At 60.2% G+C, this 16,182-nt stretch carries 14 protein-coding genes; 1 reads left to right on the forward strand and 13 read right to left on the reverse strand.

The window, feature by feature from the left end:
- Position 1: 1 nt before the first annotated feature.
- Positions 2-1,006, forward strand: a complete 1,005-nt coding sequence (locus FHX03_RS27830) for an ABC transporter permease (protein ID WP_097627820.1) — start codon at positions 2-4, stop codon at positions 1,004-1,006.
- 23 nt (positions 1,007-1,029) lie between these two features.
- On the opposite strand, the gene glpK is transcribed toward FHX03_RS27830, so the two are convergent.
- The 13 genes from glpK to FHX03_RS27895 form a co-directional block, all read right to left on the reverse strand.
- Positions 1,030-2,532, reverse strand: a complete 1,503-nt coding sequence (gene glpK / locus FHX03_RS27835) for a glycerol kinase GlpK (protein WP_097627821.1) — start codon at positions 2,530-2,532, stop codon at positions 1,030-1,032.
- 149 nt (positions 2,533-2,681) lie between these two features.
- Positions 2,682-4,406, reverse strand: coding sequence for an ABC transporter substrate-binding protein (locus FHX03_RS27840; protein WP_097627822.1), 1,725 nt, complete (start codon positions 4,404-4,406; stop codon positions 2,682-2,684).
- A gap of 81 nt (positions 4,407-4,487) precedes the next feature.
- The gene (locus FHX03_RS27845; protein ID WP_054184982.1) at positions 4,488-4,784 is read right to left on the reverse strand and encodes a DUF2160 domain-containing protein; all 297 of its coding nucleotides are present in this window, start codon (positions 4,782-4,784) and stop codon (positions 4,488-4,490) included.
- Positions 4,784-5,695: a carbohydrate ABC transporter permease gene (locus tag FHX03_RS27850; RefSeq protein WP_003595819.1), complete on the reverse strand. Its 912-nt coding sequence runs from the start codon at positions 5,693-5,695 to the stop codon at positions 4,784-4,786. Before FHX03_RS27850 ends, FHX03_RS27845 begins: the two co-directional genes overlap by 1 nt.
- Position 5,696: 1 nt before the next feature.
- Positions 5,697-6,563: a carbohydrate ABC transporter permease gene (locus FHX03_RS27855; RefSeq protein WP_097627823.1), complete on the reverse strand. Its 867-nt coding sequence runs from the start codon at positions 6,561-6,563 to the stop codon at positions 5,697-5,699.
- Between the two features lie 2 nt (positions 6,564-6,565).
- Complete coding sequence (locus tag FHX03_RS27860) at positions 6,566-7,636, reverse strand: ABC transporter ATP-binding protein (RefSeq protein WP_097627824.1); 1,071 nt, start codon at positions 7,634-7,636, stop codon at positions 6,566-6,568.
- Between the two features lie 9 nt (positions 7,637-7,645).
- The gene (locus FHX03_RS27865) at positions 7,646-8,725 is read right to left on the reverse strand and encodes an ABC transporter ATP-binding protein (RefSeq protein ID WP_183856419.1); all 1,080 of its coding nucleotides are present in this window, start codon (positions 8,723-8,725) and stop codon (positions 7,646-7,648) included.
- A gap of 41 nt (positions 8,726-8,766) precedes the next feature.
- Positions 8,767-10,281, reverse strand: a complete 1,515-nt coding sequence (gene glpD / locus FHX03_RS27870) for a glycerol-3-phosphate dehydrogenase (protein ID WP_183856421.1) — start codon at positions 10,279-10,281, stop codon at positions 8,767-8,769.
- A gap of 143 nt (positions 10,282-10,424) precedes the next feature.
- Positions 10,425-11,198, reverse strand: coding sequence for a DeoR/GlpR family DNA-binding transcription regulator (locus FHX03_RS27875; RefSeq protein WP_097627827.1), 774 nt, complete (start codon positions 11,196-11,198; stop codon positions 10,425-10,427).
- Positions 11,199-11,608: 410 nt separating this feature from the next.
- A complete protein-coding gene (locus tag FHX03_RS27880) occupies positions 11,609-11,842 on the reverse strand; it encodes a hypothetical protein (protein WP_183856423.1) in 234 nt (77 codons plus the stop codon).
- A 52-nt stretch (positions 11,843-11,894) separates the two neighbouring features.
- Complete coding sequence (locus FHX03_RS27885; protein ID WP_183856425.1) at positions 11,895-12,359, reverse strand: Hsp20 family protein; 465 nt, start codon at positions 12,357-12,359, stop codon at positions 11,895-11,897.
- A 428-nt stretch (positions 12,360-12,787) separates the two neighbouring features.
- Positions 12,788-13,048 carry a DUF4242 domain-containing protein gene (locus FHX03_RS27890; RefSeq protein WP_003595804.1) on the reverse strand — a complete coding sequence of 87 codons (261 nt, stop codon included), beginning with the start codon at positions 13,046-13,048 and terminating at the stop codon, positions 12,788-12,790.
- A gap of 41 nt (positions 13,049-13,089) precedes the next feature.
- The gene (locus FHX03_RS27895; protein WP_246699300.1) at positions 13,090-16,182 is read right to left on the reverse strand and encodes an ATP-binding protein; all 3,093 of its coding nucleotides are present in this window, start codon (positions 16,180-16,182) and stop codon (positions 13,090-13,092) included.

Consider the following 16,182-nt stretch of genomic DNA (forward strand, 5'->3'; position numbering starts at 1 on the left):
CATGTCGCTCCAGACCCCTACCCCCGCCACAACGACAGGCCTGCGGCGCCTTATCACCGGCGGCCTGTTGCGCTATGGGCTGATCCTCGCGCTGATTGCGGTCTTTGCCGCCTTTTCCGCGGCAACGCCGACATTCCTGACGCTTGCGAACCTGCAAAGCATCCTGGTCAATAACTTTACGCTGCTTGTCATCGTCTCGATTGCCATGACCTTCGCGGTCGCGTCGGGCGGCATCGATCTTTCGGTGGGCACGGCGATGGATTTTGCGAGCTTCGCCTTCGTCTCACTCGTGCTTGCCGGACAGCCGGTGGCGATCGCCGCGATCGCGGGGCTGGCGGCCGGAGCGTTCGTCGGCGCCTTCAACGCATTTCTGATCTCCGGGATCGGCGTGTCGCCGTTCCTGGCAACGCTCGGCACATTGTTCATCGGCCGCAGCGTCCAGCAATTGCTGACCAATGGCGGCAATCCGGTCTATCTGCCGCCGAACGGCGTGCCGGAAGCCTTCCGCTTCCTCGGCCACGGTGCGATCGGCGGCTTTCCCACGCCGCTTGCCATTGCCATTGTCGTCATCGCGGCCGTCGCGGTCGTTTTTGCCCGTACACGGTTTGGCCGCGTCATTCTGTCGATCGGCATCCAGCCGGGCGTCGTGCGTTATTCCGGCATCGCAGCACCGGCCCATGTCGCGGTGACCTTCATCCTGGTCGGGCTGATCGCGGCGATCGCCGGCCTGATCCTGACCGCGACCGTCACCACCTACATCCCCTCCTCGGGCAATGCCTTCCTGCTGAACGCCATCGGCGCGACATTCATCGGCACGACGCTCAGCCCGCTCGGACGGCCGAATGTCGCCGGCACCGTTCTCGGTGCGCTGCTGCTCGGGATCGTCGCCAACGGGCTGCTGCTGACCGATCTGAATTTTTACTGGCAGCAGGTCGGCACGGGAACGCTGATCTTCGCGGTGCTGGCTCTCAGCTTCATCAACAGGAAAGCCGCCGGCAGCGTATAAGAGAAAGCCATACGGGACAGGTGTCAGCCCGCCGAGGCGTCCGAAATCATCCGCGAGACGGCATTCTTCCAGCCGATGATCTTGGCCTGCCGTTCGCCCTCTTCCATCGCGGGGCTGAAGCGGCGGTCGCAGGCCCAGGCCTGCGCAAAATCCCGTCTGCCGGGCCAGATGCCGGCTTTCGAGCCGGCAAGCCAGGCGGCACCCAGCGCTGTCGTCTCGCGGATCGCCGAGCGGTCGACGGGATTTCCGGTCATGTCAGCCAGGCACTGCATCGTCCAATCCGAAGCCGCCATGCCGCCATCGACGCGCAGCACGGTTTCCAGCTGGTTGACGCCCCAGTCCTTCTTCATCGCCACCAGCAGGTCGAGTGTCTGGTAGGCGACAGATTCGAGCACGGCGCGGGCAAATTCCGCCGGTCCGCTATTTCGCGTCAGACCGAAGATCGCGCCGCGCGCTCCCGGATCCCAGTAGGGCGCGCCGAGGCCGGTAAAGGCGGGGACGATATAGACCTGCTGCCCCGGATCGGCTTTGGCCGCAAGCACGCCCGCCTCCGACGCCTGGCCGATGATGCCGAGCCCGTCGCGCAGCCATTGCACGGCGGCGCCGGCGATGAAGATCGAGCCTTCGAGTGCATAGGTCGTCTCGCCGTCGAGCCGGTAGGCAATCGTCGTCAGCATCCGGTTGGATGAGGAAACACGATCCCTGCCGGTGTTCAGCAGGGCAAAGCAGCCGGTGCCATAGGTGGATTTCATCATGCCGGGCTCGAAGCAGGCATTGCCCACGGCCGCCGCCTGCTGGTCGCCGGCGACGCCGAGGATCGGAAGCTCCGCGCCGAACAGCGCCTTGTCGACACGGCCGAAATTATCGGCGCATTCCCGGACTTCGGGAAGCATCACGGCCGGGATGCCGAGAATGCCAAGCAGCTCCTCGTCCCAAACGCCGTCGTCGATATTGTAAAGGAGGGTTCGCGACGCGTTGGTCGCATCGGTGGCGTGCACACGACCATCAGTCAGATTGTAGATCAGCCAGCTGTCGATCGTGCCGAAGCAGACCTCGCCCGCCTCCGCCTTCTCCCGCAGGCCGTCGACATTGTCGAGCAGCCAGCGCAGTTTGGTTCCGGAGAAATAGGGGTCGAGCAGCAGGCCGGTCTTGGCGCTGAACAGCTTCTCATATCCGTCGGCCTTCAGGCTCTCGCACATTTCGGCCGTGCGCCTGTCCTGCCAGACGATCGCCCGGTGAAGCGGCGCGCCCGACCGTCGGTCCCAGACGACCGCCGTCTCGCGCTGGTTGGTGATGCCGATCGCGGCAATGGCAGCGGCATTCGTGCCGGCATCGGCAATCGCCTTGCGCACCGTATCGACGACGGACTGCCAGATCTCAGTGGCGTCATGCTCCACCCAACCGGGCTGCGGGTAATATTGGGTGATCTCCGCCTGGGCCGAGGCGGCCATTTTCATGCCGCCATCGAAGATGATCGCGCGCGACGACGTCGTGCCCTGGTCAATCGAAAGAATATAGCCGCTCATATCCGTCTCCGGCTCGCACGAAACCGCTCCGCCCGGCAAGGAGGGCGGATGCGGAGATTTCATGAGAGAAAGATTGTGGGTGCCACCGGCCGTGGCCGGTGGCAGGAAGTGACGGCCGGAAGCCTCGTTGCCTCCGGCCGAGGTCCGCCTTACTTCGACTGCCAGCTCTTGACGAGTTCGTCGTAGTTGACGGTGACCGGCTTTTCCTTCTCGTTCTCGATCTTCAGCTGCGGCGCAAGGTTGCCCTTCTTCACCGCATCCGCGTTCCAATAAGCGAGATCATGCTCTTCGGCCAGTTTCGGGCCGATATCGCCCTGGACGCCCGATTTCTCGATACGGCCCATGACCTTCTCCTGCTCGCCGCAAAGAGAATCCATGGCTTCCTGCGGTGTCTTCGCACCGGAAGACGCATCGCCGATTGCCTGCCACCAAAGCTGAGCCAGCTTCGGATAATCGGGAACGTTGGTGCCGGTTGGCGACCACTGAACACGCGCAGGCGAACGATAGAACTCGATCAGACCGCCGAGCTTCGGAGCACGCTCCGTAAAGCTCTTATCGCGAATGGTGGATTCGCGAATGAAGGTGAGACCGAGCTGGCTCTTCTTCACGTCAATCGTCTTCGAGGTCACGAACTGTGCATAGAGCCAGGCGGCCTTCGCACGGTCCGTCGGGGTCGATTTCATCAGCGTCCACGAGCCGACGTCCTGATAGCCGAGCTTCATGCCGTCTTTCCAGTAAACGCCATGCGGGCTCGGTGCCATGCGCCATTTCGGCGTACCGTCTTCGTTCATGACAGGCAGGCCAGGCTTGACCATGTCTGCAGTAAAGGCCGTGTACCAGAAGATCTGCTGCGCGACGTTACCCTGTGCCGGCACCGGACCGGATTCCGAGAAGGTCATGCCCTGAGCTTCCGGCGGTGCATAGCCCTTCAACCAATCGAGATATTTCTGGATCGAGTAGACGGAAGCCGGGCCGTTGGTGTCACCGCCGCGAGCGACGCACGAGCCGACGGGACGCGACTTCTCGTCGACCTTGATACCCCATTCGTCGACCGGAAGACCGTTCGGCAGGCCCTTGTCGCCGTTGCCGGCCATCGAAAGCCAGGCGTCGGTGAAGCGCCAGCCGAGCGACGGGTCCTTCTTGCCGTAGTCCATGTGGCCGAAGACCTTCTTGCCGTTCTCGTCACGGCCGGTAAAGAATTCGGCAATGTCCTCATAGGCCGACCAGTTGACCGGAACGCCGAGGTCGTAGCCGTACTTCGCCTTGAAGTCGGCCTTGTTCTTCTCGTCGTTGAACCAGTCGTAGCGGAACCAATAGAGGTTGGCGAACTGCTGGTCGGGAAGCTGGTAGAGCTTCTTGTCCGGTGCCGTCGTGAACTTGGTGCCGATGAAGTCGTCGATATCGAGGCCGGGGTTGGTAACGTCCTTGCCTTCGCCGGCCATCCAGTCGGTCAGGTTGCGCACCTGCTGATAGCGCCAATGCGTACCGATCAAGTCGGAGTCGTTGACCCAGCCGTCATAAAGATTCTGACCGGTCTGCATCTGAGTCTGGATCTTCTCGACAACGTCACCCTCTTGAATGACGTCGTGAGTGACCTTGATCCCGGTGATCGCAGTAAAGGCCGGAGCCAGAACCTGGGACTCATACTGGTGGGTGGTCAACGTTTCCGAAACGACCTTGATCTCCATGCCGGCGAAGGGCTTCGCAGCATCGACGAACCACTGCATTTCCTTTTCCTGGTCGGCGCGAGAGAGCGTCGACATGTCGCCGACCTCTTTATCCAGGAAAGTCTTTGCCTCGTCCATGCCGGCATAGGCCGACCCGGTCATGGCCAGCAGTACCGCTGCTGTCGTCGTCAATAAATGCCTTCGCATAATATCCTCCCAGGGTTTGCGATTGCAGTCTTCACGTCTCAGGCGACCAGAAAAATCCCCGGCCGTCTGCATCAGTTTGCCTCACACGTAACGGAATACGCCGATGGCGTAGACCACGGAGAGAGCGAGAGCCCACCAGAGGCTTGATCCCGCGAGACCAAGCCAGGCAAGATGGATAAAGGCGCTGCCGAGCAGCGAAAGGAAAAGTCGGTCACCGCGCGTCGTCTCGAAGCGCAGGATTCCGATCCGCGGATTGCCGCCCGGCACGGCATACTCCCACACCCCCATGCCGATCAGCAGCAATACGATGACGATGAAGAAAGCGGCCGTCGGCCAGGTCCATGCCATCCATGAAAAATCGGGAAGCGAAAAGCTCATTAAACCCTCCCCAGGGCGAAGCCCTTGGCGATGTAATTGCGCACAAACCAGATCACCAGCGCCCCTGGGATCAAGGTCAGAACACCCGCGGCGGCGAGCAGGCCCCAATCCATGCCGGATGCAGAGACGGTGCGGGTCATGGTGGCGGCGATCGGCTTCGCGTCGGTCGTCGTCAGCGTGCGTGCAATCAGCAACTCGACCCAAGAGAACATGAAGCAGAAGAAGCAGGCGACACCGATGCCGCTCGCAATCAGCGGCGTGAAGATTTTCAGGAAGAACCGCGGGAACGAATAGCCATCGATATAGGCCGTCTCGTCGATTTCCTTCGGCACGCCGGACATGAAGCCTTCAAGGATCCAGACCGCCAGCGGGACGTTGAAGAGGCAATGCGCCAATGCCACGGCGATATGCGTATCGATCAGTCCAAAGGCCGAGTAAAGCTGGAAGAACGGCAGGGCAAAGACTGCCGGCGGCGCCATCCGGTTGGTCAGCAACCAGAAGAACAGGTGCTTGTCGCCGAGGAACCGATATCGGGAGAAGGCATAGGCCGCCGGCAGCGCGGCTGCCACCGAAATCACCATGTTCATGACGACATAGCTGATCGAATTGATATAGCCGGAATACCACGCCTTTTCCGTGAAGATCGTCACGTAATTGGCGATCGTCGGGTTATGAGGATAAAGCGTCAGAGAATTGACGATTTCCGCATTCGTCTTGAAGCTCATGTTGACGAGCCAATAAATCGGCAGCAGCAGCACGATGATATAGATGGTCGGAACCAGCCACCACCAGCGCGATTCTTCGCCGCGCCGGCGCATCAGACGGCTGACCTCATCGGCGGAGAGCCCGCTTGCGACACTGGTAACGCCTGGGACGTTTCGGCTCGCTGTCGTTTCGTTGGAGGCGCTCATATCAATTCTCCGCGTCGTGGCTGGTCATGACGGTGTAGAACACCCACGAAAGCAGCAGGATGATCAGGAAATAGATCAGCGACATGGCAGCTGCCGGACCGAGGTCAAACTGTCCCAGGGCGGTCTTGACCAGATCGATCGATAGGAAAGTGGTCGAGTTGCCCGGACCACCGCCCGTGACGACAAAAGGCTCGGTGTAGATCATGAAACTATCCATGAAACGCAGCAGCACGGCGATCAGAAGAACGCGCTTCATCTTCGGCAGCTGGATATAGCGGAACACCGCCCAACGGGACGCACCGTCGATTTTGGCTGCCTGATAGAAAGCATCCGGAATGGAAACGAGGCCGGCATAGCAGAGCAAGACGACGAGGCTCGTCCAATGCCAGACATCCATGATGATGATTGTCACCCAGGCGTCGAGCGGATCCTGCACATAGTTGTAATCGATGCCGAGGGCGTTGACGTAATAGCCGAACAAACCAATGTCGTTGCGGCCGAACACCTGCCAGATCGTGCCGACCACATTCCACGGGATCAACAGCGGCAGTGCCATCAGAACCAGGCATACCGGCACGCCGATACCTGATTTCGGCATGTTGAGCGCAATGAAGATACCGAGCGGAATCTCAAGCGCGAGAATGATCAACGAAAAAATCAGGTTTCGCTGCAGGGCGGCCCAGAAACGGTCGGAATGCAGGATTTCGACAAACCAGTCTGTTCCGTTCCAGAAGAACTGGTTGTTTCCGAAAGTGTCCTGAACGGAATAGTTCACAACCGTCATCAAGGGAATGACAGCCGAGAAAGCCACCAGCACGAGGACTGGCAGAACCAGAAACCAGGCTTTGTTGTTCCAGGTTTTTTCCATGATCAAGCCTCCCGTCCGGCGCGCCAAGAGTCGGCATAGATACTGATGCCCGATGGCTCGAAGGTCACTCGGGGATCAGCCGGAATTTCCTCGTCCTCAGGAACGACGATCGCGATCGGCTGGCCGGCAAACTGTGCGCGGACGATTTTCTGCCGGCCGATATCTTCCACCTTGCTGACCGTCACAGGCATACCCTCGCGGCCGACCCGGATAAATTCGGGCCGGATTCCAAGCTCTACCTTGGCCGCTGTCGACGTCTTTGGCGCATAGTCGAGCGTCAGCGCGTGCTCGCCGACCCGAACCGTACTGCCCTCCACCTTGGCCGGCATGAAATTCATGCCCGGCGAACCGATGAAGTAGCCGACGAAGGTATGGCTCGGACGCTCGAAGAGTTCGGCCGGAGTGCCGATCTGCACGATCTCGCCGTCATACATCACCACGACTTTGTCGGCGAAGGTCAGCGCTTCCGTCTGGTCATGCGTGACATAGACCATGGTAAAACCGAACTGCTTATGCAGGCGCTTCAGCTGCGATCGCAGCACCCATTTCATATGCGGATCGATAACAGTGAGCGGCTCGTCAAAGAGAATGGCGTTCACATCCGAGCGAACGAGGCCGCGGCCGAGTGAAATCTTCTGCTTTTGGTCCGCCGTCAAGCCTCGCGCGCGCCGCTTGGCCCAGCCGGCAAGATCGATCATTTCGAGGATTTCGCGGACGCGCCGGTCGACATCCGCCTCGGCCACGCCGCGGTTCCGCAGGGGAAAGGCGAGGTTGTCGTAAACCGTCATCGTGTCGTAGATGACCGGAAACTGGAAGACCTGCGCGATATTTCGCTGTTGCGTCGGCAGGTTCGTAACGTCCTGCCCGTCGAAGAGAATCCGCCCTTCGGACGGCTGAATGAGGCCGGAAATGATATTGAGCAGCGAGGTTTTTCCGCAGCCCGAAGGTCCGAGCAGCGCATAGGCGCCGCCGTCGTTCCACTCGTGATGCACTTCCTTGAGAGCGTAGTCCTTCTCGCTCTTCGGGTTCGGCCCATAGGCATGGCGAATATGATCGAGGGTGATACGTGCCATGATTTTCTCCTAGCCCCCTTGCCTGGCGGTGGTGATCGCCCGGCCGTCCGCGCCGAAAGCCATCAGGTGGCGTGTATCGATGAAAACGGAGATGTCCGTGTCCGGCTCGATATTGTGGATGCCGTGCGCAAGCATCACCCAGCGGGTGTCGGCAAATTGCAGGTGGACAAAACTTTCCGACCCGGTGATCTCCGAAACCTGTGTTCGCGCCGTCATTCGCGCCGAAGCAGCCGTCTGAGCTGTTGGTGCAAGATGATGCGGGTGAAACGCTATGGTTGCCGGCCCCTCCGGCACATTTTGAAGATGCGGCGGCACCGCAAAAATCAGAGCGCCGTCGCGCAGGAAATTGCCTTCCGATTTGACCAGATCAATGAAATTCAGCGGCGGATCGGCAAAGGTTTTCGCCGTCGTCAGATCGAGCGGATGGCGATAGACCTCGACCGTCGGGCCGAACTGCGTGATCCGGCCCTCGCTAAGCGTTGCCGTATTGCCGCCGAGCAGCAGGGCTTCGGAGGGTTCCGTCGTGGCATAGACGAAGATCGCACCGGACAGCGCGAAGATCCGCGGCAATTCCTGCCGCAGTTCCTCACGCAGCTTGTAGTCGAGGTTGGCAAGCGGCTCGTCCATCAAAACAAGGCTCGCATTCTTCACGAGTGCACGGGCAAGCGCGGTGCGCTGCTGCTGGCCACCGGAGAGGTTGAGCGGCGTGCGATCGAGATAGGGACCGAGTTTCAGAAGTTCGGCAGCCTTGCGCACCTCCAGATCAATGACCTTGGCGTCCTTGCCGGCAATCCGCAGGGGCGAGGCAATATTCTCGTAGACCGTCAATGCCGGATAGTTGATGAACTGCTGGTAGACCATAGCGATGTTGCGCTTCTGGACAGGCATACCTGTCACGTCAGCACCATCAAAATGGATCGTACCGGTTGTCGGCCGATCAAGACCGGCCATCAGACGCATCAACGAGGTCTTGCCCGACAAGGTCGGCCCAAGCAGAACGTTCAGCGTTCCTCTTTCAAAAACAAGATCGGTCGGGTGGATATGATAGTCTCCTCCCACCATCTTTGCGGCCTTCCGCAGTTCCAGCATTCCTGTTCCCGTGCCTCCACGCAGCGGGGACCACACGCCGCCTATCCGACCATCGCCGGTATGGCAGCCATGTACTCCTCCAGTGACTGAGCCTGCTCCTTCGAAAGGCGCAGACCATCCTTTGTCCTTCTCCACAGCACGTCTTCGGCGTGCCGGGCCCATTCATGTTCGACGAGATAGGTGACCTCGGCCTCGTAGAGATCGCCGCCGAAGAGCCGTCCGAGATCGTCGAGGCTACGGGCTTCCCCGAGCAGTGCCTTTGTCCTCGTGCCGTAGCGGCGCACCAGCCGGCGGGCATACCGATCGGCGAGGAACGGATAGCGCCGTTTCAGATCGGCGACCTCGGCATCGTATCCTCGGACCGGGAAGTCACCGCCGGGCAGATGGCTTTTGGCCGTCCACGGGGCGCCCTTGACGCCGATCGCAGCGCCGATCTTCTCCAGCGCATGTTCGGAAAGCCGGCGATAGGTGGTGAGCTTGCCGCCGAACACGTTGAGCAGCGGCGCGGCATTTCCTTCGCCCTCCAGCTTCAGCACGTAGTCGCGCGTAGCCTCCTGCGCCTTCGAGGCGCCGTCGTCATAAAGCGGCCGGACCGCCGAATAGGTCCAGACGATATCCTCCGGTCTGACCGGCTCCTTGAAATATTCCGAGGCGGCATTGCAGAGATAGACGGTCTCCTCCTCGGAGATCCTGACATCCCTGGGATCAGCGGTGTAATCGCGATCGGTGGTGCCGATCAGGGTAAACTCGCCCTCATAGGGAATGGCGAAGATGATGCGATTGTCGGGATTCTGGAAGAAATAGGCGCGAGGGTCGTCGAACTTCTTCTTCACGACGATATGGCTGCCCTGGACGAGGCGGACATGGTGAGCTTCGTTCTGACCAAAGGCGGAGCGGATGACATGATCGACCCAGGGGCCGGCGGCATTGACCAGCATGCGGGCCTGGTGGCTGTCATTGCGGCCGGTCACCGTATCGGTGGTCTCGATGTGCCAGAGGCCGTTCTCGCGCCTTGCCGACACCACCTTGGTGCGCGGCATGATGGTCGCCCCTTTGTCGGCGGCATCGCGGGCGTTCAGCACCACCATGCGGGCATCATCGACCCAGCCGTCGGAATATTCGAAAGCCTTGGCGAATAGCGCCTTCAGCGGCTTGCCGGCCGGGTCGCGGCGCATGTCGAGCACCGCGGTCGCCGGCAGCAGCTTGCGGCCGCCGAGATGATCGTAGAGGAAGAGGCCGAGCCGGATCAGCCAAGCCGGCCGGATGCCGCCCTTGTGGTAAGGCAGCACGAAGCGCAGCGGCCAGATGATGTGCGGCGCCATCGCCCAGAGGATTTCGCGCTCCATCAGCGATTCGCGCACCAGGCGAAATTCGTAGTGCTCGAGATACCGCAACCCGCCATGGATCAGCTTCGTAGCGCCGGATGAGGTGCCGGAGGCGAAATCGTTCATCTCGGCCAGCGCCACGGAATAACCGCGCCCGACGGCATCGCGCGCAATGCCGCAGCCGTTGATGCCGCCACCGATGACGAATATGTCGTAGATCTCCCGGCCCAATATCCCCTCCGAGCCCGCTGCGGATTTCGCATCGCACAAAAATTGCGCGATTGCGAAAGTGAGGGCAGTTAAAACGAAAGGAATACGAATGTCAAACGAATGTTTCGCGGATCTTCGTTTCGGAACGCCTCGCTGGCTCGCCCTCAGCGAAACCTGCCATTCGTTTCGATCAGCTTCACATTGTTTTCGAGGCAGAGATTGCGGATGGACTGCACCGGACAGTGGTCGGTGATGAAGGTGTGAACCTGGGAAAGCTGGCCGATCCTGACCGGCGCGGTGCGTTCGAACTTGGTGGAGTCAGCAACGAGAATGACGTGTCGGGCATTGGCGATGATCGCCTGAGCAACCTTGACCTCGCGAAAATCATAGTCGAGAAGCGCGCCGTCCATATCGATCGCCGATGCGCCGATGACGGCGTAATCGACCTTGAACTGGCGGATGAAATCGACAGCCGCTTCGCCGACGATTCCGCCGTCTGAACCGCGCACGACGCCACCGGCTATCACCACCTCGATCGCCGGCAGCAAGCGCAACCTATTGGCAACATTGATGTTATTTGTGATGACCATCAGCTCGTGATGGTTGGCGAGCGCCTCGCCCACCGCTTCGGTCGTCGTCCCGATATTGATGAAAAGCGAGGCCCCGCTCGGAATCAGCTCGACCGCAGCCATGCCGATCGCCTGTTTCTCGGAGGCGGCGATCTGGCGGCGCGCCTCGTATTTGACGTTCTCGGTTCCGCTTGGGAATGTGGCGCCGCCATGGATGCGCGTGAGCACTTGCGCATCGCAGAGATCGTTCAGATCCTTGCGGATCGTCTGCGGCGTTACGGAAAAGCGGGAAGCGAGCTCTTCGACCAGAACCCTACCGCTCGACCTCGCTATCGCCACGATTTCAGTTTGCCGGTCGGTCAAGAACATGGGCGCGCACCTTTCGATCAGCTTTCGTTTTAAAGAAAGCGAACGCCTGCGCAATGGCTATCTGTCACCTGCTCTCAACCTAAGAGTAAGATAACCATTTTTGCGGTGCGAAGCTCTTGCCGGATGGACATCGTCTTTAAACGACATCTGCACCTTAAACCTTCTTCCTCGGACCCGTGCTATAGGGTAATTCAGCCGATCTGATTCACGATTTTGAGATTTACGTACGGATCGACCCGCCGGACGCACATCCGCTCCGAAAGCGTCCAAGTAAAGTCGCCGCCGCCTCATGACCAAAAACGAAGGCTTGAGCCGCGAGAGCCGGGCTGCTTGGAACCGCCACCTCAAGATGACGACGGATTATGACCAGGCGGGATGAAGGACGCCGCTGTCGTGCGGCGTCCTACCCCTTACGCAGCTTTCGCAATATTAATCCCGCGGGCGGATTCGACCACAACCCGCAGGCGGTCTGGCTCTTTGACTCCTTGGCGATAGAGCTGCACGACGATGGCCGCGATGCGCTCGCCCTCCTCGGACCTCGGCTCCACTCCTGCTTCCGAAGTGACAATGTCGAAGACGCCCTGGCAAATACGCAGATCGGCAGCTCCGAAGTAGTCTGGCTTATCGAAACCGAATGTATTCATCGTTTTGCAGCAGGCGACGCCTTAAGCGTCGCCCGCCTCCCTCGATCGACACTTACGCGACCTGCTTCTCACCTTCGATCTGCAGCCGCACCTGTGCGCCGTCGCCAATCGCGATCTTGCGTGGCTTCATCGCCTCTGGAATCTCGCGTTTCAGATCGATGTGCAAAAGACCGTTTTTCAGCGAAGCGTTTTCCACGCTCACATGGTCGGCAAGCTCGAAGCGGCGCTCGAAGCCCCGCGTGGCGATACCGCGGTGCAGGTATTCAGCTTTGGTGTCATCGGCCTTGCCGCCCTTGACGAGAAGCACGTTGCGCTCCTGCGTGATATCGAGATCGCCATCCTCGAAGCCCGCGACTGCCATGACAATGCGGTACTCATTGTCACCGACCTTAAGGATGTCGTAGGGCGGCCAGGCGTCGACGGCCTGCAGGCGCTGCGGATTGTTCAGCAGCGAAAAAACCCGGTCGAAGCCGATGCTGGAGCGGTAAAGCGGTGCGAAGTCAAACTCAGTTCTCATGACCAAAACCTCCTAGAAGCGAGATGGAAAGGAACGCGGCGGAAACCTGCGTCCCCGGCTGTCGGCCCCCTTCTGGGCTGCCGACGATATCGATTTGGTTTTCGGTATTTTCGGTTTCAAGATGCCCTTTTGAAATAATTTGGACCTCGCATATTGGACCACAGGACAGCTCGTGAAGACTGAAAATGTGGAATAATCTCACGGGCACCGCCTCGAAGGTTTTTATGATCCAGGAAGCTCTGGCAGTTGTCGCAGACCCCTGGCAGGACGCGAGCACGTGCATGCCAAGGAGATGGCTTCTGGGCTTTCGCAGGATCCTAGATCCTGCGGTCGCAACAACGCCGGCCGACCGAAGCGGCCCTTACGGTTTGGTGAATCTTCTAACTGGAAGCGCGGCAATGCCTTGCTCCGGGCGTGGCCGAGGAGCGCTACGCAAACATATTCGGACCGATCTCCTCGCTGACTTCTATGATCACATCCGCGGGGACATTGTTCCTCCGGGCCGCAGCGAGAATGGCCTCCGTACTAGGCGCCTCGTAGAGGCAGTAAGTCTTTTTCCTGTCGGCGCTGAGGAAGGAAAAGATCCACTTCACTCCTTCCTGGTCATTGATCAGGTTGATTTGCTCTACCCCCTCTTTCGACAGATCGAGTTGTTCCGCGAAGTTTCTTTCAATGATGTAGCGTGGCATGACGAGACCTTCTTCCCACCAAAAGCAACGAACTGTTGGTTCTAATGAATCGTTGGCTTCAGTCGCTGTTGCAGCCGGACCATTCCCAGGTCGGCCGCGGTTGAACGGGCATTCTCGGATAGCAACATTGCTCTCTTTATCGCGGCCCGGCTACCTATTTTCATTAGCAAGTCCGCATAATCTGCCTGAGTGTGTGCGAGCCACGGCCGCGAGCCGATCGCCGCGTTCATCTCAAGTGCGTGCTCAAAGTGCTCCGACGCTCTGTCGAATTCACCCAGCGCCGCTGCCAGCACGCCCAGATAGCGGCTTGCCGCGCCGAAGCAAACGGTCGCCATACCGATGGTGACGGTCATCTCCTTGTAGTCGAGCATAAGCTTATAGAGGGTCTGGGCAGCATCTGCGTCGCCGAGACCGGCGGCGACTTCCGTCAGGAACGAGAGGGACGCACTTCGCTTTCCGTCAAGCGGAAGGGCAAAGCCGGTGCGGGCAAGCTCGCTCAACCTCCGCTGGGCCGCATCGCGATAGCCGAGGTCAAAGGCAACCAACGTAAAACCCGGCAACCAGGTGGTTCCCTCCGGGCTTTCCTCAATCAACAGCTTGATGACGGGTGCAACCTCCGAGAGGCGGCTTTGCTCCCGTCGGATCGCGAACATCTGCATGCCGTAAACGCCCTCCGGCGCAGCGCCAAGGATCCGCATACCCAGCTTTAGCGCTTCCTCTGCAAATTCCTCGGCGACGGTGAACCTTCCATCGAGGATGGCCATCATCGCTTTTGCGGTGCGAGCGTAGAACTGGACGTTGAGATGCTGCCGCGCGGTACCAAGTTCGTCGAGCGCGTCAACAGCCCGATCGGCTCGCGCGCGATCGCCGAGTTCCGTGGAGACATAGGCGTCAACGGAAAGCGCTCGGCTCCGCACATCGTCGTCATCGATCTCATCCGCGAGGCGCCTTATTTCATCGATACGAGCGATTCGGTCGTTTCTTTCCGTGGCGGACCTGACCGGTGCCGGCGTCAGGAATGGCAGAGCGGAAAGCTCCACAAGCGCAGTCTTATCTCCAACGCGTCGAGCCAGCTTTATTCCTTCATCATGGCATTTTGCAGCCTTCTGGCCGTCGCTGAGATAGGTGTATGCCCGCGCAAGGCGGCTGAGAATCTGGCACCGTGAACTCATATCCGCTGGTTCAACCATCTCGAGGGCTTCCTCGAGAAGCGGCATCGTTTCGGCAAGCGAATTCGAGGAGAGGAATTTGGTACCGTCTAGACCAATCACTGCACGAATAAAGGCTTGTGTGTCGGCCGCTTTGCGGGCCAATGGCGCGGCCAGCCTATATTTCGCCAGCGAATCCGTCATGCGACCCGCAGCGAACAGGGCGTCGCCGAGTTTGAGGATCGCGGTGAGCAGGTCTCTTTGCCGCTCAGGCCCTTCAGGCAACTGCTCTGCAATTGCCAAGGCGTTCTGGAAATTGTCGACCGCCTCGTAGTTGGCGGATCGTGCGAGGGCGCGCTCTCCAGCCTTCATCCAGTAGGGAAGCGCGAGCTCAATCCGTTGGGCTTTCTCGTAGTGCTGAGCGATGAGTTCGGGCTGCGTGGCAGCGACATCGTCATAATGTTCGACGAGAACCCTTGCGATCCTCTCGTGGAAATGCCGCCGGCGCCGGTTGAGGAGCGATTGGTAAGCCGCATCCTGAATGAGCGCATGTCGAAAAACGAGCGCATCATGCAAGACGCCGCCTTCGACGACGATCTGGCTGGACTCGAGCTGGTTCAGTGCTGTCTCGAGCGCTCGGTCGTCGACGCCTGCGATCTTCGAAAGAAGGCCGCGATCGAATTCCCTGCCTATTACGGCGGCAATCTGCGCGATCTCCTTGGCCGTCGGCGCTAGATGATCGAGACGTGTCATCAGGGAGCCCTGCAGACTGTCCGGGATTTCTGCGTTGAGCGACGACGGCTTTCCGCTCTCCACGACCGAGCGGGTCAACTCCTCGACGAACAGCGGCACCCCGTCCGTCCGCTCCGCAATCTTTTCGGCGAGCTGTTCGGGAATGTCGGACACCATGGATTCGATCAGTTCACGCATCTGCTGCCTGGTCAGGCGCCCAACGGAGAGCGTCGTCACCTGCGCCAGTCCGCCTGCCCAGTTCGCGCTCCATTCCGGTCGGTGGGTCACAACGACGAGGGCGGCGGCGCCGTGCAGCCGGCTGACGAGTTCTCTCAGCACTTCGCTGGTGGATGGATCCATCCAGTGCGCGTCTTCGAAAACCATGAGCACTGGTGCGATCCTGGCTGCAAGCAGCAAGCCGTTCACCAATGTGCGAACGAGAAGCTCCTTGCGCTGGTGGGCGGAGAGATCCGGCGGCTTGAACTCGTCGCCGACGTCGAGCGAAAGCAGCTCGGCATAGATGGCGCCAACGTCGGAAGGATTTTCGCCGTAGCGGCGCACAAGCGTGCGAAACTTTTCGATGCGCGTGTTCCGGTCATCTGCCGGCGTAAACGATGCAACCCGGCTCAGTCGCTCAACGATCGGGTAAAAGGCCGAGGTAGCGTGATAGGGTGAGCACTGCAATCGGATGAGTTCATGCTGTGTCTCTCGCAGGTGTTCTTCGAAAGCCTCGACAAGCCGGGATTTCCCGATGCCAGCCTCCCCCAACAGGTAGACCGCCTGGCCTTGCCCGGCCTTCGCCAACTCCCACCGTTCGAGCAGCAGGCCGATCTCGCTAACGCGGCCGACAAATTTCGAAAGCCCGCTGGCATGCGCGGCTTCGAAACGGCTATCCACCTCTCGCTGACCGCGGACTTCGAACAGCGCAATGGGAGAGGCGAAGCCTTTGAGCTCCTGCGCGCCGAGGCTCTCGATTTCAAACGACTGCCCGGCGAGGCGGCGGGTGCTGTCGGAGATCACGATCTGGCCTGGGGCGGCCGCGGCCTGCAGGCGTGCTGCCAGGTTGGGAGTGTCTCCTGCGATCGATGCCCGCTCCTTCGCGCTGCCGTCAGTGTTGCCAACGACCACGCGCCCAGATGCGATGCCGATGCGGGCCTTCAATCGCTCTGCGTTCGGCGGCTGCAGGGCGTCGACGGCGGCCATCGCCGCGAGGCCGGCCCGGATTGAGCGCTCGGCATGGTCCTCGTAAGCCAT

Origin of the sequence: Rhizobium sp. BK456 (assembly GCF_014194045.1) — a bacterium.
Classification (GTDB): Bacteria; Pseudomonadota; Alphaproteobacteria; order Rhizobiales; family Rhizobiaceae; genus Rhizobium; species Rhizobium redzepovicii.

Excerpts from the sequence above, each read along its gene's own strand:
- FHX03_RS27830 (WP_097627820.1), top strand. The coding sequence starts at position 2 with ATGTCGCTCCAGACCCCTACCCCCGCCACAACGACAGGCCTGCGGCGC.
- glpK (WP_097627821.1), bottom strand. The coding sequence starts at position 2,532 with ATGAGCGGCTATATTCTTTCGATTGACCAGGGCACGACGTCGTCGCGC.
- FHX03_RS27840 (WP_097627822.1), bottom strand. The coding sequence starts at position 4,406 with ATGCGAAGGCATTTATTGACGACGACAGCAGCGGTACTGCTGGCCATG.
- FHX03_RS27845 (WP_054184982.1), bottom strand. The coding sequence starts at position 4,784 with ATGAGCTTTTCGCTTCCCGATTTTTCATGGATGGCATGGACCTGGCCG.
- FHX03_RS27850 (WP_003595819.1), bottom strand. The coding sequence starts at position 5,695 with ATGAGCGCCTCCAACGAAACGACAGCGAGCCGAAACGTCCCAGGCGTT.
- FHX03_RS27855 (WP_097627823.1), bottom strand. The coding sequence starts at position 6,563 with ATGGAAAAAACCTGGAACAACAAAGCCTGGTTTCTGGTTCTGCCAGTC.
- FHX03_RS27860 (WP_097627824.1), bottom strand. The coding sequence starts at position 7,636 with ATGGCACGTATCACCCTCGATCATATTCGCCATGCCTATGGGCCGAAC.
- FHX03_RS27865 (WP_183856419.1), bottom strand. The coding sequence starts at position 8,725 with ATGCTGGAACTGCGGAAGGCCGCAAAGATGGTGGGAGGAGACTATCAT.
- FHX03_RS27875 (WP_097627827.1), bottom strand. The coding sequence starts at position 11,198 with ATGTTCTTGACCGACCGGCAAACTGAAATCGTGGCGATAGCGAGGTCG.
- FHX03_RS27880 (WP_183856423.1), bottom strand. The coding sequence starts at position 11,842 with ATGAATACATTCGGTTTCGATAAGCCAGACTACTTCGGAGCTGCCGAT.
- FHX03_RS27885 (WP_183856425.1), bottom strand. The coding sequence starts at position 12,359 with ATGAGAACTGAGTTTGACTTCGCACCGCTTTACCGCTCCAGCATCGGC.
- FHX03_RS27890 (WP_003595804.1), bottom strand. The coding sequence starts at position 13,048 with ATGCCACGCTACATCATTGAAAGAAACTTCGCGGAACAACTCGATCTG.
- FHX03_RS27895 (WP_246699300.1), bottom strand. The coding sequence starts at position 16,182 with ATGGCTTACGAGGACCATGCCGAGCGCTCAATCCGGGCCGGCCTCGCG.